The sequence below is a fragment of the Clostridium cuniculi genome (genome assembly GCF_004353185.1).
Taxonomy (GTDB): domain Bacteria; phylum Bacillota; class Clostridia; order Clostridiales; family Clostridiaceae; genus Clostridium; species Clostridium cuniculi.
The window spans coordinates 15,630-41,432 of sequence record NZ_SMUS01000006.1 but is presented as its reverse complement, the minus strand read 5'-3'; the positions used below and the strand labels follow the sequence as shown (position 1 = coordinate 41,432).

18 protein-coding genes and 1 riboswitch are annotated in these 25,803 nt (G+C 26.3%); of the genes, 5 read left to right on the top strand and 13 right to left on the bottom strand.

The window, feature by feature from the left end; genetic code table 11:
• The first annotated feature begins 96 nt into the window (after window positions 1–96).
• Window positions 97–771 (top strand): DUF624 domain-containing protein, encoded by a 675-nt coding sequence (locus tag EJJ37_RS04005; protein WP_133014305.1) that lies wholly within the window; start codon window positions 97–99, stop codon window positions 769–771.
• A gap of 371 nt (window positions 772–1,142) precedes the next feature.
• Window positions 1,143–2,453: a glycoside hydrolase family 125 protein gene (locus EJJ37_RS04000; RefSeq protein ID WP_133014304.1), complete on the top strand. Its 1,311-nt coding sequence runs from the start codon at window positions 1,143–1,145 to the stop codon at window positions 2,451–2,453.
• Between the two features lie 102 nt (window positions 2,454–2,555).
• On the opposite strand, the gene EJJ37_RS03995 is transcribed toward EJJ37_RS04000, so the two are convergent.
• From EJJ37_RS03995 to EJJ37_RS03985, 3 genes are all read right to left on the bottom strand, one after another.
• Complete coding sequence (locus tag EJJ37_RS03995) at window positions 2,556–3,278, bottom strand: amino acid ABC transporter ATP-binding protein (protein ID WP_133014303.1); 723 nt, start codon at window positions 3,276–3,278, stop codon at window positions 2,556–2,558.
• The gene (locus EJJ37_RS03990; protein WP_133014302.1) at window positions 3,265–3,945 is read right to left on the bottom strand and encodes an amino acid ABC transporter permease; all 681 of its coding nucleotides are present in this window, start codon (window positions 3,943–3,945) and stop codon (window positions 3,265–3,267) included. The genes EJJ37_RS03995 and EJJ37_RS03990 overlap by 14 nt, the downstream gene beginning before the upstream one ends.
• Window positions 3,946–4,119: 174 nt before the next feature.
• Complete coding sequence (locus tag EJJ37_RS03985; RefSeq protein WP_133014301.1) at window positions 4,120–4,977, bottom strand: transporter substrate-binding domain-containing protein; 858 nt, start codon at window positions 4,975–4,977, stop codon at window positions 4,120–4,122.
• A gap of 350 nt (window positions 4,978–5,327) precedes the next feature.
• On the opposite strand from EJJ37_RS03985, the gene EJJ37_RS03980 reads away from it, so the two are divergent.
• The gene (locus EJJ37_RS03980; protein ID WP_133014300.1) at window positions 5,328–6,410 is read left to right on the top strand and encodes a PRK06851 family protein; all 1,083 of its coding nucleotides are present in this window, start codon (window positions 5,328–5,330) and stop codon (window positions 6,408–6,410) included.
• 677 nt (window positions 6,411–7,087) lie between these two features.
• Here the strand turns inward: EJJ37_RS03980 and EJJ37_RS03975 are convergent.
• From EJJ37_RS03975 to EJJ37_RS03955, 5 genes are all read right to left on the bottom strand, one after another.
• Window positions 7,088–8,362 (bottom strand): 4Fe-4S dicluster domain-containing protein, encoded by a 1,275-nt coding sequence (locus EJJ37_RS03975; protein WP_133014299.1) that lies wholly within the window; start codon window positions 8,360–8,362, stop codon window positions 7,088–7,090.
• A 129-nt stretch (window positions 8,363–8,491) separates the two neighbouring features.
• On the bottom strand, window positions 8,492–9,136 hold the full coding sequence (locus EJJ37_RS03970) for a putative bacteriocin export ABC transporter (RefSeq protein ID WP_133014298.1): 645 nt from the start codon (window positions 9,134–9,136) through the stop codon (window positions 8,492–8,494).
• Between the two features lie 24 nt (window positions 9,137–9,160).
• Window positions 9,161–11,356, bottom strand: coding sequence for a DUF1430 domain-containing protein (locus EJJ37_RS03965; RefSeq protein WP_133014297.1), 2,196 nt, complete (start codon window positions 11,354–11,356; stop codon window positions 9,161–9,163).
• A gap of 18 nt (window positions 11,357–11,374) precedes the next feature.
• On the bottom strand, window positions 11,375–13,537 hold the full coding sequence (locus EJJ37_RS03960; RefSeq protein ID WP_133014296.1) for an ABC transporter substrate-binding protein: 2,163 nt from the start codon (window positions 13,535–13,537) through the stop codon (window positions 11,375–11,377).
• 101 nt (window positions 13,538–13,638) lie between these two features.
• Entirely contained in the window at window positions 13,639–13,938 is a 300-nt protein-coding gene (locus EJJ37_RS03955; RefSeq protein ID WP_133014295.1) for a lactococcin 972 family bacteriocin, read from the bottom strand.
• Window positions 13,939–14,299: 361 nt separating this feature from the next.
• Between EJJ37_RS03955 and EJJ37_RS03950 the strand changes: the two genes are divergently transcribed.
• Window positions 14,300–15,040, top strand: coding sequence for a LytR/AlgR family response regulator transcription factor (locus EJJ37_RS03950; protein ID WP_133014294.1), 741 nt, complete (start codon window positions 14,300–14,302; stop codon window positions 15,038–15,040).
• 64 nt (window positions 15,041–15,104) lie between these two features.
• Here the strand turns inward: EJJ37_RS03950 and EJJ37_RS03945 are convergent, their stop codons facing one another.
• The 3 genes from EJJ37_RS03945 to EJJ37_RS03935 all read right to left on the bottom strand — a co-directional run bounded on the left by EJJ37_RS03945 (window position 15,105) and on the right by EJJ37_RS03935 (window position 20,346).
• Window positions 15,105–16,238, bottom strand: a complete 1,134-nt coding sequence (locus EJJ37_RS03945) for a M20 family metallopeptidase (RefSeq protein WP_133014293.1) — start codon at window positions 16,236–16,238, stop codon at window positions 15,105–15,107.
• A 162-nt stretch (window positions 16,239–16,400) separates the two neighbouring features.
• On the bottom strand, window positions 16,401–17,843 hold the full coding sequence (locus EJJ37_RS03940; RefSeq protein ID WP_133014292.1) for a YfcC family protein: 1,443 nt from the start codon (window positions 17,841–17,843) through the stop codon (window positions 16,401–16,403).
• Between the two features lie 169 nt (window positions 17,844–18,012).
• Window positions 18,013–18,189, bottom strand: a riboswitch (Lysine riboswitch).
• Window positions 18,190–18,348: 159 nt separating this feature from the next.
• On the bottom strand, window positions 18,349–20,346 hold the full coding sequence (locus EJJ37_RS03935) for a tetratricopeptide repeat-containing diguanylate cyclase (protein ID WP_133014291.1): 1,998 nt from the start codon (window positions 20,344–20,346) through the stop codon (window positions 18,349–18,351).
• A 428-nt stretch (window positions 20,347–20,774) separates the two neighbouring features.
• Between EJJ37_RS03935 and EJJ37_RS03930 the strand changes: the two genes are divergently transcribed.
• The gene (locus EJJ37_RS03930; protein ID WP_133014290.1) at window positions 20,775–21,260 is read left to right on the top strand and encodes a prepilin-type N-terminal cleavage/methylation domain-containing protein; all 486 of its coding nucleotides are present in this window, start codon (window positions 20,775–20,777) and stop codon (window positions 21,258–21,260) included.
• 203 nt (window positions 21,261–21,463) lie between these two features.
• Here EJJ37_RS03930 and EJJ37_RS03925 read toward each other — a convergent pair whose 3' ends face one another.
• Complete coding sequence (locus EJJ37_RS03925; protein WP_133014289.1) at window positions 21,464–23,560, bottom strand: HelD family protein; 2,097 nt, start codon at window positions 23,558–23,560, stop codon at window positions 21,464–21,466.
• 123 nt (window positions 23,561–23,683) lie between these two features.
• On the bottom strand, window positions 23,684–25,774 hold the full coding sequence (ftsH, locus tag EJJ37_RS03920; RefSeq protein ID WP_133014288.1) for an ATP-dependent zinc metalloprotease FtsH: 2,091 nt from the start codon (window positions 25,772–25,774) through the stop codon (window positions 23,684–23,686).
• Window positions 25,775–25,803 lie beyond the last annotated feature (29 nt).

Sequence of the window (25,803 nt, the reverse complement as noted above, 5' to 3'; positions counted from 1 at the left end):
ACTTCATATATTTTATCATTAAATCATTAATTGACAAAGTAAACGTTTTTAATTATACTTAATTTTACTATAAACCTGATAAAAGGAGGAGTTTTTATGAATAATATTTTTAGTCTTCAAAAAATACTCAATTTCTTTAATTATGTATTTTATTTCTTTGTACTTAATATAGTATTCTTATTTTTTAATATTCCTTTACTTGCTTTTATATTTTTAATAGGCATAAGTAAGATTGGAACCTATTTACCACTGTTTTTAATCACTCTAATTCCATTTGGTCCATCTATTACAATGCTTCTTTACTGTACTGGTAAACTAATTAGAAATAAGGATTTAGATCTTATACCTGATATTAAACTTGGTCTTAAATTAAACTTTAAACAATCTCTTATTATCTGGATTGTAGAATTAGTATTAATATTTATTTTAAATATCAATATTAAATTTTTCTCAAATTATAGCATAATACTATCTGGTGTATTTCTATTAATTTCATTACTACTCCTATTTACAAGTCCTTATATTTACGTACTTATAAGTAGATTTTCTATGAATACTAAAGATATTATTAAAAATTCTTTTATATTAGTATTTACTAAACCACTAATATCAATTGCTAATATATTTTCAATAGTCTTTACCTTGATCTTATTTGAAATCTCACCTGGGACAACCTTTTTATTCATTGGAAGTGTACTAGCATTTTTAATTAGTTATTGTAATAAATTCTTATTAACAGAACTTGAAAATAACTCTAAAAATAATAATTAATATTTAAAACATAGATTATATTAAATTCTATAAAAATATTATAAAGTTATATTTTTTTAAATTTAACTTTATATAATATTTCTATAAATCTAATATAATCTTATTTTTTTTAAATTTATAGTTATTTTTAGTGGATAAATTATTAATATAGTTGCTTTATTAAAGAAATGTATTATAGTGCTATTTAAAATAAGTATTAGCCGATATAAAATTATTATTGACATATACATTTACTACTGTTTTAATCCATGTAATCTTATACATCATATAAATTACACGCTTATTTTTATATTATATATCTAGGGTTAAGACAGTAGTATATATCTTAACTTTAAAAATTATTGAGGAAAAATTCACTTGGAGGAATAAATATGGTTAATATTACAGATACAATAAAAGAAACTAGTAAAACTGAAGAAATTAAAAGTCTTATTCGTAAAATAGGCACTGATTTATCAAATAAAATTGATGATATTAAACTTAAAAGGATATTTTATAACTGCTTTATTAATACAATGGATACAACAGTTGAGTATAACGAAGAAAATATGGATACATTCATAATTACCGGTGATATTCCAGCTATGTGGCTTAGAGATTCTACATCTCAAATCGAACACTATTTACCATTTATTAATGATCATGAAGACTTAAGAAAACTTTTTGTAGGGCTTATTAATAGACAAGTATTTTGTATTCTACATGAACCATATGCTAATGCTTTTAATAAAACAGGTAATGGTCAAAAGTGGGACAACGATATTACAAAAGATAGCCCATGGGTTTGGGAAAGAAAATATGAAATTGATTCACTTTGTTTCCCAGTAAGACTTATCTATAAATACTGGAAAAAATCTAATGATTCTTCTTTCTTCAATAATGAAATTAGAAAAGTATTTTATAAAATAATAGCTCTCTGGAAGATTGAACAAAATCATTTTGAATCCTCTGATTACTCATTCCAAAGACTAAATTGTTCACCTACAGATACACTTACTAACGAAGGATTAGGTGATCCTGTATCTTATACTGGAATGACTTGGTCAGGTTTTAGACCTAGTGATGATGCTTGTAAATATAACTATTTAATTCCATCAAATATGTTTGCAACTGTCGTTCTTGGTTACATTTCAGAAATATCTGAAATTGTATTTAAAGATAATAACCTAAAAAGTATTGCAGATGAATTAAAGCATGAAATTGAAGAAGGAATAAATAAATTTGGTATTATACATACTGAAGAATTTGGTAATATATATGCTTATGAAGTTGATGGTTTAGGTAACTATAACCTTATGGATGATGCAAATGTTCCAAGTCTTTTATCTATTCCTTATATTGGATATAAAGATATTGATGATGAAATATATCAAAACACAAGAAAATTTATTTTAAGTAAAAATAATCCTTACTATTATGAAGGATCTGTAGCAAAAGGTATAGGAAGTCCCCATACTCCACCAGAGTATATCTGGCATATTTCACTCTCTATGCAAGGGTTAACTACTAAAAACGAAACAGAAATAAACAATTTAGTTAATACACTAATAAATTCTGACGGAAATACTGGTTATATGCATGAAGGATTCTACTGTAATGACTCTAACAAATTTACTAGAGAATGGTTTGCATGGTCAAACTCACTTTTCGCAGATTTTATATATAAAAAATATATTAAATAAATTATTCCACTATCTATTTAAATAAAAAATATCTTAAATACAAATAAAAATCCACCTGCCTACTGACATGTGGATTTTTATTTCCATTAAGAAAACTTTAATCTATAATACTTTTGATAAAAAGTCTATTGTTCTTGGATTCTTTGGATTTGAGAATATTTCATCTGGAGTACCTTGTTCTACAATATTCCCATTATCCATAAATATAATTCTATCTCCAACTTCTCTTGCAAATCCCATTTCATGAGTAACAACTACCATTGTCATTCCTTCTTTTGCAAGATCCTTCATAACATTTAAAACTTCTCCAACCATTTCTGGATCTAATGCAGAAGTTGGCTCATCAAATAACATAACATCTGGCTCCATAGCTAATGCTCTTGCTATTGCTATTCTTTGCTTTTGTCCACCTGAAAGTGATGATGGATAAGCTTTTGCTTTATTGCTTAATCCAACTCTCTCTAATAACTCCATTGCTTTCTTCTCTGCTTCTGCCTTACTAAGACCTTTAACCTTAATAGGAGCTATTGTTAAGTTTTCTAATACAGTTTTATGTGGGAAAAGATTAAATTGTTGAAATACCATTCCCATTTTTTCTCTAATTTTATTTATATCAACTTTTTTATCTGTAATATCATTATCTTCAAATATTATTTTCCCTGAAGTTGGCTCTTCTAATAGGTTTAAACATCTTAAAAATGTACTTTTCCCTGATCCTGATGGCCCTATTACAACTACCACTTCACCCTTTTCTATATGTTCATCTATTCCTTTTAAAACATCATTTTTTCCAAAACTTTTATGAAGGTTACTAACGCGAATCACTTTTTTTCATTCTCCTTTCTATAAGAGATATAATTCTACCTAATGTAAATGTCATAATGAAGTAGAATCCTGCTGCTACTATATATGGCTCTAATCCAAGATATGTAGAACCTACAACTACTTTTCCTGCAAACATTAACTCATTAACCCCAATAACTGATGCCATTGAAGATTCCTTAATTATTGCAACGAATTCATTTCCTATTGCTGGTAATATATTTTTAACTGCTTGAGGTATTACAATTAACATCATTGCAGTACTTTTCTTCATTCCTAAACTTCTTGCTGCTTCCATTTGTCCCTTATCAACAGCTTCTATACCAGCTCTTACTATTTCTGATACATATGCTGCTGAGTTTAATGCTATTGCTATTATTGCTGATGCGAATGGACTTAGATCTATTCCGAAGAACATCTTTGATCCTGCATACATAATTAAAATTTGTAATAGCATTGGTGTTCCTCTAACTATTTCAATATAAATTACTGCTATTACTTTTAAAGGCTTAATCTTCCATATATGAAAGTTTGAAGTTTTCATAAAAAATAGTAAAGAACCAAATAGTGCCCCAAAAATTACTGTAATTAATGAGATTAATAATGTATATTTAACACCTTCTAAATAGTAAGGCATATATTGTGGCACAAAACTAAAATCAAATTTCATTTTTTCTCCCTCTCTTTTTGTTTTATATAAAATTCACTATTTAACAGATCCTTTTAGATATTAAGAACCTTCAGTTAATTAAGTACTTACTCCCCAACGACTTAATTACTTACTTATTTAATTCTTTAATTTCTAAAAGTCTCTGCTATAACTAAATTCTACAATTTAGATAATCTATTCAACTATATCAGCACTTGCCGCTAATTCATTAGCTTTTACTATATACTCGTCCATTTTTCCTGACTCATTTAGCTCTTTAATAACTTCATTTATTTTAGCTAATAATTCTGGATTATTTTTAGCCATACCTACTGCATTTCCCCCAGTTTTATCTTCATATATTGGATTACCTACTGCTAATTCTGGGTTAGATTTAATTGCCATTTCCGCCACTGGTTTTTCCATAATTACTGCATCAACTTTTCCTGCTTTTAATTCTAAAATTAAGTTATTAACATTGTTTAATAGTTGTAAGTCAGCATTTGGAATTTCACTTCTTGCAATTTGTTCTTGAGTTGATCCTAATTGAGCTCCAACTTTTACTCCTTCTAAATCAGCAAAAGTTTTATACTTGTCCACATCTTCTGCTCTTACTAAGATTCCATGTTGTGAATTATAATAAATTTCTGAGAAATCTACTACTTTAGCTCTCTCTTCTGTAGGATTCATTCCAGAGATTACCAAGTCAACTTTTCCTGCTGGTAATGCTGCTACTAATGCATCAAAGTCCATCTCTTGAATTACTAATTCAACTCCAAGGGCATCTGCTATTTCATTAGCTATATCTACATCAAATCCTCCAATAACATCTTTACCATTTTCATCTATGTAATGAAATTCATAAGGTGCGTAATCTGCACTCATTCCAACAACAACTTTTCCTTTTTCTTGAATTGTTTCTAATAAGTCTTTAGTTTCTTTTTTAGCTCCTGCTGCACTTGTATTATCAGATGCCCCACATCCAACGAATCCCATAGTCATAATTCCTAATAATGCAGTTGCAACTACCTTTTTTATTAATCCTTTTTTCATATTTAAATCCCCCTTATTATTCTATGTAAAACATTTCCTCAACTACGGTATAATTATACGCCCATTAATCATATTTATGCAATACTTTTTTCATATTTTTTTGGATTTTTTTATATTTATGCATAAATATTATATTTTAAATGAATATTTGTATTTGTTTTGTGACTTTTATAAATTAATATTGCATATTTTTTATGCATATATCTAACTTTTATAAATATTTTTTGTATAAACATAATTCTAATATTCATATCTATAAGCTTCTTAGAAATTATTTATTTTATTTTGTCTATTTTTTAGCACATGTTGAATAAAATATTATGAACAACTTATATTTTAGGAGTGATTTAATGTCTACATTAAAAGAAAGACATCTATTTCCTGGTGGAAATACTTCAAAGGGATTCTATTCTTTTTACAGATATGTACTTCCACAAGATGATGCTAGACGAATTATTTGTATAAAAGGTGGTCCTGGAACCGGTAAATCTCAATTAATGAAAAAGGTTGCATCTCATTTTAATAAAAAGGGATATACAATCGAATATCATCACTGTTCTTCAGATCCAAATTCTTTAGATGGAGTTTTAGTAAAAGAATTAAACATAGCTTTACTAGATGGTACTTCTCCTCATATAGTTGATCCTATTACCCCTGGTGCTGTTGATGAAATACTTAATATGGGTGATGCTCTTGATATTGATATTCTTTCTAAAAACAAAAAAGAAATAATAGCTTTAAACAAAGAAATAGGTAAAAACTTCAAAAGAGCTTATAGATTTTTAGGTTCAGCTAAATGCATTCATGATGATTGGAGTAGCTTAAATTATGAATCCTTAGATTCTAATAAAATTTATAATTTGATTGAGAATTTAAAGAATAATATTTTTAAATCAGACAAGTTTGGATATGGTAATGAACGTCATTTATTTGCAACTGCAATTACTCCTGATGGAATCATTACTTATGCTGATTCTTTAATCACTGAATTTAAGAAGAAATATATATTGACTGGTGGACCTGGATTTGGTAAAACTGATATTTTAAAATTTATAGGTAGTTGCGGTCAAAAGAAAGGTTATTTTATTGAATATATGCATGATCCTTTTGTTCCTGAACGTATTGAGCATATATTTATTCCTGAAATTTCTACATGTATTATAACTAACAATGAAATTAATCAAGCTAATTATACTGGAATAGAGTATAACTTGTTTGATTATACTAAATCAAATTTATCTTCATCTAAAAATGATGATATAAAGTATAATAGTGAGTCATTCTATAATTTAGTTAATAAGAGTATTTCCTTAATCCATAATGCTCATCTTTTACATGATGAATTGGAAGCATATTATATTAAAGCTATGAACTTCTCTGTAGCTGATAGCTTATATGAAAAAGTTATTAAAAAACTAGAAAAATACGAATAATATTGCGCACCACATGGAAGTGAAAAAATGAAATATTTATTTTCCGGTAATGGTGAAATTTTCACCTAGAATTTATATAATTGATTCCGTAAAGTTTGCTAAAGTTTTTAAACTCGCTATTCGCTCAAACAGTAAAAACTTCTTAACGCCAACTTTACTCCATCAATTATTAAATTCTACGGCTTAATTTCAATGATACCTCCAAATTAATATTTCATTTTTTCTTTTTACATGTGTTTGCTTATAAGACACGACCTTATAGTTAATGTTTTGTGCTATAAATTATTCTGATATTATAGTTATATTTTAAATTAATTGTATTTTATCTAAGTTAAAGTATTTCTAATTAATAATTTTTAAATTTAAGTATAGCAGGAGTCATTAAACTTTAATGTGGTCACGCAGAAAATTGTATCTTTTAGCTTAGAGGCAAGTGATAAAGAAAAATTAATGATATTATTGGAGGGAATATTGTAATTAAGTGTTAGAATTTAATTATTTTTGGAGGAAAATGGGCGTTAAGAAGCTGAGGGAACAAAGTGACTTTCGAAGCTTTAGCACTTTTTCCGGAAAAAGTAATATAAATTCTTAACGCAAATTACACCATTCCTGGAGATAATATCATTAATTTTCGTCATCACGGCATTCAAGCTCTAACGAACAATTTAGTTATATTGTTACTTAGTATCTAATAGTTTATCTAAATATACAGACTTCATCTGTTCACTTGCCATTGCTTTTTTAACTGGTGAAAGTTTTAATATTGATGATAATATTGCTGCCATAGCTCTATGGCTTGATAGTGCTCTATTATCAAAAATAAGATTAGATAACTGACCTTTTTCTATTGCCATAAGTACAACTCTGTGAACTGAAGTTGCTGGAGTTATTATTCTTTTTCCCCTTGATTTTAACATTAGACTATTATTGAAACAATTTCTTACACATACTCCACAACCTAAACATAAATCTTTATCTACTTCTGCTACTGTTTTCTCCATTGGTGTACCTTTATTTATAACAACCTTTTTAATAGCTCCAACAGGACATTTCTTAATACACTTACCACAGTTAACACAAGTATCTTTATTTACTTCTGCAATAAAGTTAGTAGTCTCAACTGGATGCATTACTCCAAATTTCTTAGCTGCAAGCATTGCCTCACAACAACATCCACAACAATTACAAATGAAGTTTACTCCCTTTCTAACATTTTCACCACATTGTACTAAATTACTTTCATAAGCTAAATCTAAAAGCTCTAAACATTCTGATACATTTACTTTTCTTGCATGACCATGCTTAATTAATGATGAAGCTGTTGTATTAAATGTCATACATATATCCATTGGCGAATCGCATGCCTTGCCCATATGATGCATTTTGTGTCTACAATAACACATACTAATTCCTATATCACTAGCAGTTTTTATTATATGAGAAGCCCTTTCATAATCTAATACTTCTACTGAGTTATCATTTGTAAGAACTTTTTCTTGAACATAAACTCTACCTAATTTAGTTTCTGCACTATAAAATAAATCTTTTATAAAATCCTCTTCTACGTTTAAATATTGATAATATAATTCTGCCAATAGTTTTTGATCTACATCTCCTCTTGTTCTCATCATACTAAACTCTAAGAATCCAGCCATTGGAGGAGGTAGCATAAATGTTCTTTTTCCTTCATGCTCAATATCTAATAGAATTGCTCTACTTGCAAGTTTATTTAGAATCTTTTCCGCTTCTATAGGTTTCATTCCCCATATTTTAGCTGCCTTTTCTATACTAAATGCTTTTATTGGCAACTGAGCAACTAGTTCAGCTTCCTTTTCATCGAATAATATTTCTAATATTTTATAAAGTGTATCTGATGCAGGTGCCCCTTGTGGAAACCTATTTAACCTTTCTTCCAAGCTTTTGTATGCTGATTTTCCAACTATATGTGACATTAATAATATCCTCCACTCATCTCTATAGTTATTTCTACCACTACATACAATTATTTTCTATTTTTAAAGATTTTATACGCACCTCCGGGGTCAATCCAATATTTGGATTGACCCCGGAGGCAGACCCTTTTATTTACAATTCAATTCTTTTATATTTATTTCTCTATCACACATATCAGCTACTACTTTATCATGTGTTACAACAACTACTGTTTTGCCTTCATTATTTAATTCTTTCAATAGTCTTAATATTATAGCTTTATTATCTTCATCTAAAGACCCTGTTGGCTCATCCGCTAATATAATATCATTTTCCTTTAAAATTAGCCTTGCCAATGCAACTCTTTGTTGTTCTCCACCACTTAATTCAAAAACTTTATTATTTAACTTATCTAATAACCCAACCTTATCTAAAGCCTCTTCTTTTAACTTTTTCTTATCTTTACCTTTAACATATTCTAAAGCAATATCTAAGTTCTTACTTACTGTATAGTTATCTACTAAAGCATAATTTTGAAATAAATATCCTATATTATTTCTAAATAAATTTAATTTTATTTTTTCTTTATCATAAGGATTTTTATTACCACATATTGAAACTTCTCCTGAATTAGGCTTGTCTATTAATCCAATAATATTTAAAAGTGTACTTTTTCCACTTCCACTAGCTCCTGTTATTGCTATCATTTCTCCCTTTTTTATAGAAAAGTTTAAGTTCTTAAATAAATATTTATTTCCGTAATTTTTATTTATATTTTTTAATTCTATAACCATCTCAATATACCCCTAATTTACTCTCTACTTTATTTTTAAAACACTTAGTATTTCATTATTTTCTATTTTCTTTAATACTAAATACATAATTAATATTTCTAATAAAGCAAGTGGAATTATTACTTTTAGAATCTCAATAAATGAGAACATTCCTAAAATATATCCTAAAATTAAAATTGCTAACCAAGTTCCTACTATTAATAATATTAATTTATTATGTCTTTTTATATATGAATATCCATTTATCTTTCTTATAGCATTAATATATTTATTTCTTTGTATATAATTTATTATCATATATATTGTTAATAATATTTCTAAAAATAAAGTTATTATCATAGAAATAATATATTCTTTAATTTCATTTTCTAGATTAATTACATAAGAATCAACATTACTATATAATGTATACGCATTACTTATATCTTTTTCCATGTTTAACTCTTTTATAGCATAATATACTTTTGAATAAGCATCTCCTTCAACACTACCATCAACTTTAGCAAAAAAATGATTACCACTTATATAGCTAGTGTAATTATCTCCACCAATATTTTCTGAATTTATTACAATATGAATAGCATCTGTAATAGAGTTTTGATTTTCCTCTTCTAATAATGGATTATATAAAAATGATTCTTGTCCATTTGCAGTATATATAATTTCAATCTTTACTTCTGGATGCTCTACCTTCTCAATATTCATATGCTCATTATAAATATCTTCATTTATAAATCTTCTAAATTGATATATTTCTTTATATAACTCCAATAATTCCTCTTCATCTTCTTTATACTTTTCTGGAACTAATATAATTAAGTAGTCTCCATACTCATCCTCTATAGAAATTATATTACCTTTTGTATCAAGTATTGGATTTTGTCTTAAGTATTCTGCATTTACCTCTAATGCATTTCCATCAATAGGATCATACTCTTTTCTATTCTTTAATCTTTCCTCTTCATAAAATTGATTATATAAAATATAATCTGATGGTCTAACAAGAAGTCCTCCCTTATTATTGTAATATCTAAAAAGCTCCTTACATCTTAAACTTTGATTATAATTCCAAATAAGTTGTTCCGAATCTCTATATTTATCTGTAATATTAAAGTACACATATTCATTGGTGCTTTTCCACTTTTCTAAATTCTTATTCTGAGAAATTAAATTATTATAGTTACTGCTTAAGTTAACAATTATGGTCACTAAGACAATAGAAAAAGTTACTTTTGTAATATAATTTAAGGTTTGAATAAGTGTTATTGGCTTTTTATTATTTAGCATATTTTTTATTTTTATATTATCTATATTTAATGATATTACCACTTCTATAGTTATTAAAATTATTGAAAATACTACTAAAATAATACTCAGATTTTTTAAATAATCCAGTACATACTCGAATTTATTATAGTAATATAAATAAGCCATTATTATTAAACTTGAAGCACCTAATGTATAAAGATTCATTTTTAAAATTTCCTTAAATAAATCTTTAAATATTATTTTTCCATCTGAATATCCTAGCATCTTCTTTATAGCAAATTCCTTATATCTAAAAACTATATAATATATAAATGCTAGTACAATTGATATTAATAATATTCCTATTAGTATTAAATATTTTAACTCTATAATATTTAATATGTTGTTTTTATCAATATTACCGCTTACTGTCTCATCATCTAAATCAAATTTTAATGTCTCTATAAATTCATGTTTTATACTCTCTAGCTCTTGTAAATCATCTGTTTGTATTAAATATTGTCCAATAATATTTTCATTTACTGATTCACTTAATCTTTTTATCCTAATATTTAAATTCCTATTAAATACACCAATTTCCTTATTTTCTGATGATAAATATTCATTATTTAAAAGCAAATTTTCAATAGAATCTTCATATTTAATGTTAAATTTATCTCTTAATTTATTTTCATCTGCTAAAGTTGCATATATATCTACTATTACCTCATTTGAATCTGTAAATTCATCATAGACTACTTTATAGATATTAACTCCCTTGCTCTTACTTAATCTTTCTATTTGCCTTAATTTCTCTGCTGTGCTTGTGTCATTTCCACCATCATTGACTTTTATTATTTTTACATCCTTAATATATATTGATTCTATCTCTCTTACAGAAAATATTTGCAAATATACAAATGATATTAATAAATAACTAATAGTTAATAATGATATAATTACCTTTTTCATAAACTCTTCCCTTTACCCCTATTCTGATAAATAAATTTCTAAATTATTATTTATCTTTTTCAATGTCTCTTCTATATTTATTTCCCCTTCAATATATTCTATAATTTCATCTTTAATTTTATCTAAAATAATATTATTAACATTAACTGCCTTGTTTAGTGAAAAAGCATCACTTATTATATTTTCAATATCTTGATCTTTTAATTTAATGGCTTCTAATACATCCCCTTCACCATTCTCATCCATAGCAGCAACTCCTGATTCATAATCCTTAATGCTGTTTAAAGTGTTTCTAAATACATCTTTATTAACAGATAAATTACTAAATTCTGAACTATAAAAACTTCCATTTAATAATGAATTAACGAACTCTTTAGCTACATTTTTATTTTTAGAATTTGAATTTATCCCAACAACATCTATAGCTTTAAAGTAACTACCATTATCTCCATTCCACAATGTATAATCACATTTATATTGTTCTTTTATTCCACTTATAAATAAAATATCTTTATAGCTTTTTATATTGCTAATATTCATATTTGCATTTTTATTAACTAAATATAATGAAGTAAATCTATCCATATATTGTCTATTATCTTTAATAATTTCTTTTTCCTCTTCAGATAAATTACTAACTGTTAACTCATAAATACTCTTAAATTTATTCAAAGCATCTTCTATATCCTCAACATTTAAAGTTTTATCCTCTCTTAAAATATTAGTAGATATGCTTTCATAAAAAGTATCAACAAGCTCTTCTGCGGATGATATATTTAATGTTATTTCTTCACTTTGTACAATCTCTTCGCACCTTGAAATTAATGAATTTAAATTTTTTATGTTAGATACATTTTCTCCAATTATTATTGGCATATTAAATGCTGTAGGAACAGCATATATAGCATCGTTCTTTGTATATACATTTACTATATTGTTAAATAAACTCTCATGATTATTCTCTACTATCTCATTTATATCTTCTAAAAGTCCTTTTTCAATATAAGTATCTATATTTAAGTAATCTAAAAATAAAATATCTGGCCCCTTGCCTGCTAAAAGCTCTGTATTTAAAGTAGTTATTGCATCATTTTCTGTTATCTCTTTATCTTCTGATATACCATATGTATATTTAAAATCTATTTCCGGATAATCATATTTAAAGTTCAAAACATAATTTCTAATAGTATCATTTTCATATAATGAATAAATAACAAATTCTTGCATTTCATTATCTTCTAAGCTTAATTTTTCCGTAGAATCTCCAAAAGTGTATTTATATATTTGTTCCTTACCTTCGTTGTCCCTTCCATAGGCCAATATACTATTATCACCTACTACTACAAATTTTTTTAATTCCATATCAGTATTACTTAATTGAGTATTATCTATATTAAAAAGTAGTTCTACTTCATTATTATCATATTTATATTTATACATTCCCTCATTGCTTTTAAAATAAATATCATCTGAATTATTATTAGTGAAAATAATATAATTACTATAATCACTTATTTTATCAATAGACTTTATATTTTCTCCTGTTTCTATATCATAAATATCAATTTCCTCTTTATCACTATCATCAATAATTAATTTATTATTAGATAATTCTATCTTTGGTATAATAACATCATTATATTTTCTAATTAACTTATTGCTTTCTATATCATAATGTAATACTTTATCTTCAGCTTCAGAATATAATATTAAATCTTTGTCAGTTATATATGCTTGTCTAACTTCACTTTCTAATCCTATTTGAATTATCTCTTCTGTGCTAATATCAGAAAATAATATTCTTTCACTACTATTATCCTCATCTAAGTAGTGAATAATAATATTTCCATCAGAATTTAAATCAGTGGATATAATTGAAGTTGTATCTTTTATTGCGGCTCTTATAAATTCTATATTTATCTCTTGCCATGAATTAAAATCATTATCAACTTTAAAATATACTAAATTATCATTATTATCTCTTCCTAATATTATTAAACCATCATCATCTTGTTTAACGATTTTTAATATCTTATTTATTTCATTTGAAATCTCTATTTTTTCTTCTGATAAAAATGTATCTTTAATATCTTGTTTTTCTCCATTTGAACAACCTGTAATACTTAATAAAACTAATATGATTATTATAAAAAGACTACATATATTTTTAAATTTTTTCAAACAATTCTCCTCCTAAGTTAAGCAAATAAATTTTATTAAATTCCTACCTAAAATATTTTTAAGTAGGAATTTAAAATTCTTCTTACTGTAAATAAAATATTTTATTTAACATCATAGTAAGATTCATTTCCAGTAAGTGTTCTAGCAACACTTGCATAAGATGTATATCTAGCAGATGTCCAATAACTCTTTGAAAGATGCCCTTTACCGTTGATAGCACTAGACATATGAGTGTTTTTAGCATGATAATAATTTGAATAACACTCTTTAAATGTTACTCCATGATATAATGTTCCTCCTCCAATATAGGTCTTAGCAGCCATTGCTATTGATGAATTTGATAATATAATTCCCCCTAAAACTAATGCTGTTAATGATTTTTTAATACTTTTAATTTTCATTATTTCGTCACCCCGAACTTAATTTTTTTGGAATATCGATACCTCAAATATATTTTAACCCATTTTATTACATTTTTAGAATTTTTATAATAAATTATCTGTTTTTTATAATTTTTGTCCTTAATTATTCTAAAGTATGCTTTTTTTATTTAACCTCTTTCATTTTTTATTTATTTTCTATAAAAACTCTTATCTTTTGATAAATATATTTAATATTTATTGTAATTATTTTGTTTTTTTATAACTTCTTACAAATTTAATATATTACAGAAAATTTTTAATGTATCTCATTGAAGGACATATTCTAAATATGATAAAATATTTCTGGTAACGGTTCCTAAATTTAGAAAAGGAGATTTATATGCTTAAAATTTATATTTGCGAAGATGAATATTATCAAAAAATTTATTTAGAAAAAATAATAACAAGAGTTATTTCTAGTGAAAATTATGATATGGAAATTTCATTAATTACTAATAATCCTCATACCTTATTAGATCATATAAAAGATACAAAACATACTGGAATATACTTTCTAGATACACATTTTAAATCAAAGATTAAGGGAATTGAACTTGCTAAAAAAATACGAGATTATGATCCTAGATGTTTTATAGTTTTCATAACAGCCGATAAAGATGAAAACAGAGATATAATTAACGAAATATTTTTTCATAAAATTGAGGTTATGGATTATATTATTAAAAATAATCATATTGATTTGCCTTTACGAATAGAAGACTGTCTACACAACGCATACAATAAATGCTCATTAAAAAATAACAATTTACAAAAAATATTTTCAGCAAAGATAAAAGATCGTATATTAAAAGTTAATTATGATAATATATTATTCTTTGAAACATCACCAAATATTCATAAAATATTACTTCATTATGATAACAAAGTAGAAGAATTCTATGGAAAAATGAAAGAATTAGAAAAAATTTTAGATAGTAGATTTTTTAGATCTCATAATTCCTTTATCTTAAATATGGATAAAATTAAAGAAGTTGATAAAAAAGCCAGAATAGCTTATCTAGTTAATAATAAAAAGTGTCTAATTTCAGCTCGTAAAATTAATTTGCTTCTAAAATATTAAAATATTCCTCCGGGGTCAATCCAAATATTGGATTGACCCTGGAGGCAGACCCTTTTTTTTACATTTATTTTCTTAAACTTTCATTTCTAACTATTACATCATAACCTGTATAAGCCATTGCTAAAGCAGCTATTAATAATCTATCATGTGCTTTACTTGTTGTTGTCGCCTTTGCCATTTCAACACTATGACCTACCATTGGGCAATCTGTTATTCCTATATATGGATGTATAGTTGGTGCAACATAACTTACATTTCCTATATCGCTTGATCCCCCAGTTGCCTTAGCTTCTTTTATATCTGTAATACCTAATTCTCTTAAATTATTATTAAACATTTCTGATAATGCTTCGTTAGTATTTAAATCATCATAAGGTAATTCATATCTTTCCATTTCAAGTGTTGCTCCAGTCATTAAAGCTGCACCTTCTGCAATCTTTTTAACTTTTTCCACAACTTCAGTTACTCTTTCTTTAGTAGAAGCTCTAAAATAGAAATCTGCAATTGCTTCATCTGGAACTATATTAGCTGCAACTCCACCTTTAGTTATTATTCCATGCATTCTTACATCTGGCGTTACATGTTGACGAAGCGCATCTATTCCATTAAATAATTGAATAACACTATTTAAAGCATTTATACCTTTTTCTGGACAAGATGCTGCATGTGCAGTTTTTCCTTTATATATAAATCTTATTGGATATAATGCACTACTTGATCCACTTGCTCTAGTTTCTCCATCTGGATGAACTATCATAGCTGCATCTAATTCATCAAATACACCAGCTTCTGCTAAAATAACTTTTCCTCCATTAGTTTCTTCTGCTGGAGTCCCATATACTATAACTTTACCACCAATTTCATGTAATACCTTACTTAAAGCTACTCCTGCACCGGCTGACATAACCCCTATCATGTTATGTCCACATCCATGACCTATTTTAGGTAAAGCATCATATTCACATAAGTACCCTATAGTCATTCCAGGTTTTCCACTATCAAATGTTGCCTTAAAAGCAGTGGCCATATCTGCTATTGGAGATTCTATTTTAAAATTATGCTCTTTTAAAAATGTAGTTAATGCTTCAACAGCTTTATACTCTTCATTTCCTAACTCTGGATTGTTGTATATGTAATCACTCATCTCACATAATCTTTGTCTAATTAATTGACCTTCATCATAAATTTTCTTCTTCATTTATTAATACCTCCCATATTATTTTATAAACTTCTAAATTTATATAAAAATATACTCTCTACCTGTCACCAAGAAATATTATTAACAACAATCTTATATAACAGATATTGAGCATATTTTATCATATATATTTAATTGTATTAAGGTTAATCTATAGTTATTTTATGCCCATCCCATCATCATTGCAGTAGTTATAAATACTATACCTAAAGCAAATAAAATAACTTGTAATGGTAAAATCCATTTAAACCATTTTGAATATGGTATTCCAGCCATTCCTAAACACGCCATTAATACTCCTGATGTTGGGAAAATAGCATTTGAGAAACCATCTCCTAATTGAAATATTAATACTGTAGTTTGTCTTGATATTTCAAGTAAGTCACCTAATGGTGCTAATATTGGCATTGTTAAGGCTGCTTGTCCTGAACCTGAAATAACAAAGAAATTTATAAACATTTGAACTGGTAACATAAAGCATGCAGCTAACATTGATGGTAACTTACCTATAAATGATGATAATCCATATAATATTGTATCTATTATTTGAGCATTTTCAGCTATTATTACTATAGCTCTTGCAAATCCAATTATCATGGCTGCTCCAATCATATCTTTAGCACCAGCTATAAATGCTTCTGCCATTTCATCTGCTTTTAATCCACCAACAATTCCTGCAAATACTCCTGTTATTAAAAATACTGCTGCTATCTCTGGAATCCAGAACCCTTGCTTTAATACTCCCCAAATAATAACTGCTAAACAAACACCTATTGAGGCAATAATAATTTTATGAGCAAATGTAAATTTAACTTCTTCACTTTGAGTTTTACTTAACTTTTTACGTTTTTCTTCGTCTAATTTATATACTGGACTAAACTCAGGATTTTTCTTAATTTTTCTTGCATAAATCATTAAGAATATAATTCCTACAATTGTAGTTATAATCCATAAAATAGTACGATATGCTACACCTGAGAATAATGGAATTTCAGCTATTGACTGTGCTATTCCAACTGTAAATGGATTAAGCATAGCTGTTGCAAATCCTACAATACATCCTAAGTAACTTATTCCAACTGCTAATATGCTATCAAATCCTAAAGCAAGCATTAATGGAACTAATATTGTTATAAATGGTATAGACTCTTCTGTCATACCAAAAGTTGCTCCACCAAGAGAAAATAGTGTAAATATAATAGGTATTATTAATATCTCATTTCCTTTAAATATACTAACAACCTTAGCAATAGCTGAATCTATTGCCTTTGTTCTTGTTATTAAATTAAATGCACCACCAACGATTAATAAGAAAGCTATAATTTCTGCTGACTGTTCAATCCCTTTTACCGGTGCTTGCATTACTTGGAATAATCCTTGTGATTCATTTTCAACATATGTAAATGAACCATTTAAAACTACAGTTCTACTCTGCCCATTTACTTCTGTTACTACTCTTTCATAAGCTCCTCCTGGAACTATGTAAGTAGCTATAGCAACTAAAATAATTATTGCAAAAATAATTACTAATGTATGTGGAATTTTAATTCCACCGTTAAACTTCTTAAAAAGACCTTTTCTTTCGTTATTTGTTACATTTTGCATTAGTTCTTTTCCTCCCTAATTTCAATGTCCTGACATGATAGTTTGAAGGAGATATTTTTAGATTTCATTTATTCCTATACAAATAAAATAAGTCTTGAGCTTATTCACTCAAGACTATATTTTCATAACACTCCTAATACTCTCTAAAAAAATATTATACGAAATACAACCTAGTGATAGCTCTTCACAAATGAGTTTGTGACAGTGTTATATATCTTATACATAACCCCAACTATATAGTTTTAAAGCATTAACCATATGTTTCGGCGAATATTCCCTTTCTATCTGATTCACAGTGCTTACCTCCACAAATATACTCTTGAATATCGCAACCTCTATCTACTTCATATCTATTTGTCAAATTAATTCTATTATAAATATACAATACTTATACATCTAAGTAAATAGTTTTTTAATTTTTCGTATAAATATTTAATATATTATAATAAATTTTTACATTTATATATTAATTTCTCATTTTTCACAAATCTATTTAATATAATTATTATTGATCAACTAATACCTCATATCTATTTCGTCCACCTTTTTTAGCTTTATAAAGGGCCATATCAGCTTTATTTATTAAATCATATATATCCTGACCTACAAATTTAGTATTATATATACCAATACTTATAGTCACTAGATTACTTACTTCAGAATATTCGTGTTTAATTTTCTTATTTCTAAGATTAGTTTGTATTTTTTGAGCAATAATTTCAGTGTCCTTAAGTGATATATCGAAGAGAATTAAGACCATTTCTTCTCCCCCATATCTAATTGTAATATCACTCTTTCTAACACTACTTTTTAGTGTGTTTGCAACTTCTTTTATTATTTTGTCTCCTTCAATATGCCCATAATTATCATTATATTTTTTAAAGTAATCAATATCAATAATGATTACAGAAATCTGTTTTTTTAGCACATTTTTATTATTTTTAATCATATAGTAATCTAAATATTTTCTATTATTTAAACCTGTCATAGAATCAGTAAAATTTGAGTTACGTAAGTTTTTCACAGATCTAGTTTTACTTAATACTATAATAGATAATATAATTAAGCTAAAAAGCATAATTAATAAATTTAATTTGTATCTCTGTGACTTTGCTTTTAATAAATTACTTTCATATAAATTAGTTGTATATTCCATATAGTCTTCTTTAAAAATCTGAATACTATAATCTTTTTGATTAATATACAATTCATTATATTTAATATAATTATTTAAATCTTGTTTTTCCTTATATATCTCACTAATTTGCTTATAAATTTCTTCTTCTAATCCTAAGCCCTTATTAATAGATTCCTGCAACACTTGATTATATGTTAATAATGATTGGTCATATACTTTTTGTTCTTTATATAATTTGGCATAAGCTAATCTAATAAAAGAATCTTTATTTAATGAATACTCAAAATCATCTTTCTCTAATAATTCCGTTGCCTTTGTAAGTTGTATTTCTGCTTCTTCAAAGTTATGTTGATATATATTAGCTAAAGCAAGTATATTACACATAAGTATTTCAATATCATCTTTAACATCATAATCAAGATAAGGTAATAACTCGTTTAATTCATTAACAAATTGAATAGCAGTTTCATATTGCTCTAACTCAATATAGGCTTGGCACTTATTAATTATAGTGATACTTTTACTTAATGCATCTTTATTTTTATCGTCTAATTTAATGCTTAAAGATTTATTATAATAGTTTATTGCATTTTCATATTCATTTACAGTAAAATTTATATCTGCTATGTTTGTTAATAGCTTAATTTTGTAATAATCTCCATTAGGAATAGAAGGGTTTGATTCAATAATATTGATAGCATCTAAATAATTATACATAGCATCTGAGTATTTATATACCAATCTATACAATTGCCCTATATTACCTGTTAATCTAACTATACTTTCATCAGTTAATCCTTTTGTATTATTTAAATAAGAGTTTAATAGAGAAATACTTTCATTTATTTGTTCTTCATTATTTAGTAATACACTTATAGTTCTCCATATTAAATCTATATCATTTTTATAATTTTTATTTTCAGATATATAATTTAAAGCAATTTTACAATTTTCTATTAGTGAATCATTTTGATTTTCCATTTGTAGTGATTCATTTAATAAAATATAAGTATAAATTTTTATAAATTGTAAGTCCGAATATACAATATTTTTTGAAGCTAAATTAAAATTTTCAATAGCCTGTTTATAATCACTATTTATATAATCTAAATACCCCTTTATAAAATAATATTCACTATCATGCGTTTTTTCTAATAAATATTGATTAATTTTTTCAATATCATCTGTAATAATAGTTTGATTTTTAACTGCCTCTTCAATATATGTAATTATATTTTCTTTATTATGTATATTATTATCTTCTAATACTTTATCAGTATTTTTTATTAAGAAAAATAAAATGATTAGAATAAAGGTAAATATTCCACTACTTATTATAATTTTTTTCTTATATTTAGTTTTCAAATTAACGCTCCCTTCATATTCCTAATAATAATTTTTAGTCTTCTAATAGTTTTTTCTTGTATTTTAATTTCATAAAAATTATATATTCCTCAAAAAAAATATATAGATATACGTTGTAAAAAAGATATTTTTAGTAATTAAATATTAAAACTAAGATTTTTATACTATTTAACCCTAAAATTTCTCTTATATTTTTAAAGTAAAATTACTAATATGAAAGATTAATATTATTTATATATCGAAGGTATTATAGCAATAATTATATTTTCATTTCAATAAAAAATTCTTAAAAACAATGTAGATATTTTAATATTGACATATTTATATAATATATTTTAAAGTAATACTGTGACTAATACTATTATATTTATATTAAAATATTCATATTTAATATAAATTATTTTATAAGTTATTATAGGAGCGATATCATGACTAAAAAAAATGGATTTACATTATTAGAATTAATGGCAGTAATGGCTATATTAGCTATACTATCTGCAGTACTTACTCCCAAAGTATATGTATACATAGAAAGAGCCAAAATTGTAGGTTTAGAAGAAGATATACGAAAAATTAAAAATGCTAGCTTACTTATTAAAGAAGAAATAGGTGAATATGCTGAAAAGGGTACTACAATTTGGAGCAAAAGTTCGGATGGTAAACTTCTTACTAATCTTCAGGAAGTAAGCACTGATCCTATTAGTCAATATGTAGATAAGTTATCTATTCCTTTTGGTGGAAGCTATGTTTTATGTGATGACCACCAAAGAGGAGAAGTTAGAATAGATATATACTATGATAAAAAAATAAGTAATAGTGGAATTAAGAAGTTAGAAAATGATTTAGGTTCTTCATTTTCAGTTTTAGGAGAAAATGCAATACAAGTAATGATAACTACCTATGATGTTAATTAATATTATAATTTAAGATTAACTTATTTTAATAAAAAGTAAAAAAGACTACATATAGTTATATATAATTAATTTTATAAGCTAAAAATATTACCGAAAATATAATTTTCGGTAATATTTTTTATTATCTCAGATTAAAATTTATATTTTCTATATATACATATCCAAAGTCACTCTATAAGTCCTTTTGATTATAGGTATTTCTACTATTTTTTATAATTTATTACCTTTAATCTATGAAGTGCTCTAGTTGCCATAATATATTTAACTAGATCATCTGTATTCTCATCAAAATTAACTATTATAACTCCATCAAACTCTAATCCTTTTGCATAATATGATGGAACTATAACTCTACCACCTCTATAAATAACATCTTCTCTATCAAAAGCTAAAATCTTAGTAAATTTCTTAATCTCTGGTGCTATCTTTTTAAGTTCTTCTTTATCCTTAGTTATTATTGCAATATTATCATAATTTTCATCATCATATTCTTCTAATGTTTCTAAGATAGTATCTATTAAATCATCTTCATCCTTAACTTCAACTTCTTCAACATCATATTTACCTTTTCTAACAAATGGTACTATTGCATTTTCATCTAATAACTTGCTTGCATACTCCATGATTTGGAAAGTTGATCTATAACTCTTATTTAAAGCGTAGTTCTTAACAAACCCACCAAATAGTGATTTAAGTTTAAGCATAGCAGGCTCTTCTTCTACTTTTATTAATCTTTGATTTGCATCTCCAACTATAGTGTAACTTCTACATCCTGTTAATTCTTTTAATACAATAAATTGTAACATACTATAATCTTGAGCTTCATCAATTACTATATGTTTAATATCTTGCTTAGTTTTCTTACCATCAAGTTTAATCATTAAATAAAGAATTGCTGGTAAATCTAAATATGATAATTCATTAGTATTAGTAAATTTCTTATAGATATCTACTATACTTTCATTATCTATCCACTTTGCTAAATTCTCTTTTTGAGCCATAAGTTCTCTAACTATTTCTCTAATTCTTATTCTTCTTTGGAATTCTATATTATTTTGTTCAATTACTAATTGATCCTCTGAAAGACTAGCTAGCTTATCCTTAACTTCAGCATTTAAATTTCTTACTAATTCATCTCTTTTATCTTTAAGCTTTGAAGTAATAACTCTCTTTATTTTTTGACTTCTTCTAAATAAAGGCATGTATTTATAATGCTTTTCAAATAATTCATTAATTTCTTCTAATCCTACAACTTCTTCATCAAAGAACTTAACAGGCTTAAAGTTAAAGTAATTGTCTTCTAAATCTTCACACTTTTTATCTAAAATGGATATAAACTCTTGACCAGCTTTATATTTAATTTCCTTTATAACTTCTTCATTACCTTTTAAAACTTCTTCTAAATAAGCTGTAAAGTCAACTACTGGTTCATTTAATCCAATTTCATTTATTGCAAAATGTGCAAAAGTTTGTTGATTAACATTACTTTCACCTAATGTAGGAAGTACGTCTCCAATATAATCAATAAATATATCATTAGGTCCTAATATTAATACCTTATCTCCTAATTGTTCCCTAAAGTTATATAAAAGATATGCAACTCTATGAAGAGCAATTGTTGTCTTTCCTGAACCTGCAACTCCATTAACTACTACAACTTTCATTCTTTCTTCTCTTATGATTTCATCTTGCTCTTTTTGGATAGTCATAACTATATCTTTAAGCTTTTCCCCTGCATTTGATGATAAAATCATTTGAAGAATATCATCTTTAACATCAACATCTGAATCAAAGAATCCTTCTAATTTCCCTTTTTTAACCATTATTTGTCTTCTTGCTAATATATCTACTGGAACTTCTCCATCTGGTGATTTATAGCTAGTTTCTCCTAATGTCCCTTTATAGAATAATGATGCAACTGGAGCTCTCCAATCTACTATTGCAGCATCAAAACTTCCTTCTGGAGTTAATCCATATCTACCAATATAAATTTGCTCTGCATATCCATCATCTTCAAAATTAACTTTCCCGAAATAAGGTGATTCCTTTAATTTTGTAAATTCAGCTAATTTTCTATCTATAGTTCTATACATTTCCTCTTTTACATATCTCTCATGGTCAAAGTATTCCATTACTTTATCTTCATCATCTCTATATTCTTCAATGAATTTTTTTCTATATTCTAATATGTAATCTGCAACGTCTTTTCTTTTTTGTATGTAATTTAATATTTCTTTACTTAATAGGTCCAAAGTTAACTCTAGATTTTGTTCTTCTTGTAAAAATTCAAATTTATTCAAACTGCCACACCCTTCATTTAAATTAAAATTAACTACTAATTTAAAATTACTAATCTATATATAAGACATTTAAGGAGTTAAGCTATTAAATTTTCTAGCTTAACCCCTTACTTTTATAATTTCCTATTTATCTTTTGGTTCATTATCATTATTAGATACTTCTTTATCCATGTCTAATATTATTTCTACATCTGCAGATGTTTCTTTTATAATATTTTCTTCTTCCTTTTCAACAGCTTCAATTACTTCTTGTGCAACTTTTCTGTCTAGTAAATCTTCTTCTACTTCTGCTGCTATTTCATTAGAGTCTTTTTTATTATTTTCACTCTCTCTGCTCTTCTTTTCTTCTTCTCTCTTTATCTTTAACTCTGGATACTTTTCATATACAAATCTAAAGAATTCATCTCCAAAGATAGTTTCCTTTTCTAATAGATATTGAGATATTTTATCTAATAAATCTCTATTCTCTCTTAATAACTTTCTTGCCTTTTGGTGACACTCTCTTATAATTGCTAATACTTCTTTGTCTACTAAAGTTGATGTTTCTTCACTACAATTTCTAACAGCTCTACCATCTAAGTATCTATTTTGAATTGATTCTAAAGCCATCATATCAAAATTATCAGTCATACCATAAATAGTAACCATATTTCTTGCTGTTTGTGTTGCTCTTTCTATATCATTAGAAGCTCCTGTAGATACTAGGTCGAACACTTCCTCTTCTGCAGCTCTACCTCCAAGCATAACCATAATTTGGTTCATTAACTCTTCCTTAGAAACAAGATATTTTTCTTCTTCTGGAAGTTGCATTGTATATCCTAATGCTCCCATTGTTCTTGGAACTATAGTTATTTTATGAACTGGATCAGTACCTTCTAATAATCCAGCTACTAACGCATGCCCAACTTCGTGGAATGCAACAACTTCTCTTTCCCTCTTAGAAAGTATTCTATCTTTCTTTTCTTTACCAGCAATTATTACTTCAACTGCTTCTTCTAAATCTTCTTGTATAACTAATTCTCTTCCACTTCTAACTGCTCTTAACGCTGCTTCATTTACTATATTAGCAAGATCAGCACCTACTGCACCTGGAGTTCCTTTTGCAATTGATTCTAAGTTAACTTCTGGTGACATTTTAACATCTTTAGAGTGAACATTTAATATTGCAATTCTTCCTTTTAAATCTGGTCTATCAACAATAACTCTTCTGTCAAATCTACCTGGTCTTAAAAGTGCTTTATCTAATATTTCTGGTCTATTGGTAGCACCTAAAATAACTATTCCTTTAGATGTATCAAATCCATCCATTTCAGTAAGTAATTGATTTAAAGTTTGTTCTCTTTCATCATTACTTTGCATTTGATTATCTCTGCTTTTACCTATAGAGTCAATTTCATCTATAAATATTATACATGGAGCCATTTTTTCTGCTTCTTTAAATAAATCTCTTACTTTCGCTGCACCCATCCCAACAAACATTTCAACGAAAGTTGAACCTGAAACTGAAAGGAATGGTACCTTTGCTTCACCTGCAACAGCTTTTGCTATAAGAGTCTTACCTGTCCCTGGAGGCCCTACTAAAAGAGCTCCTTTAGGTAATTTAGCCCCTATTTCTGTATATCTCTTAGGGTTATGTAAAAAGTCTATTATTTCTGTTAATGATTCTTTAGCCTCATCCTGTCCTGCAACATCTTCAAAGCTTACCTTAATATCTTTTTCAACATATACTTTGGCATTACTTTTTCCCATGCCCATTCCCATTGGGCCACCACCCATTTTCTTAGCCATTTTTCCAAATACAAATTTAATTATGAAGAACATTAATACTAATGGTAATACATTAAGTATTATAAAATCCATAAATACAGATTGTTGTTTTGTTATTTGAGGATAATATTCAACATCATTATCTAATAATAACTTTATTAAATCTGGATTATTTGCATTACCAGTATAAAGAACTTTTCCCTTCATATCGCTTGTATCTTGTGGTGTTATTACAAGTGCTGTTCCATCAACAGTAACTTCTTTAACTTCCTTATTTTCAACCATTTGGACAAATTCATTATAAGAAATTTCTTTTGTCGTTAACATTTCCTTTGCTGTTGAAAATGAGTATAAAAATAAGAAGGCTATAACTGCATAAATAATTAAAAACTTTTTATTATTATTCTTTTTTTCTCCATTTTTCCTATTGTTCACATTATTATTCATACTTTTAAAATCTCCTACTAAACTCTAAA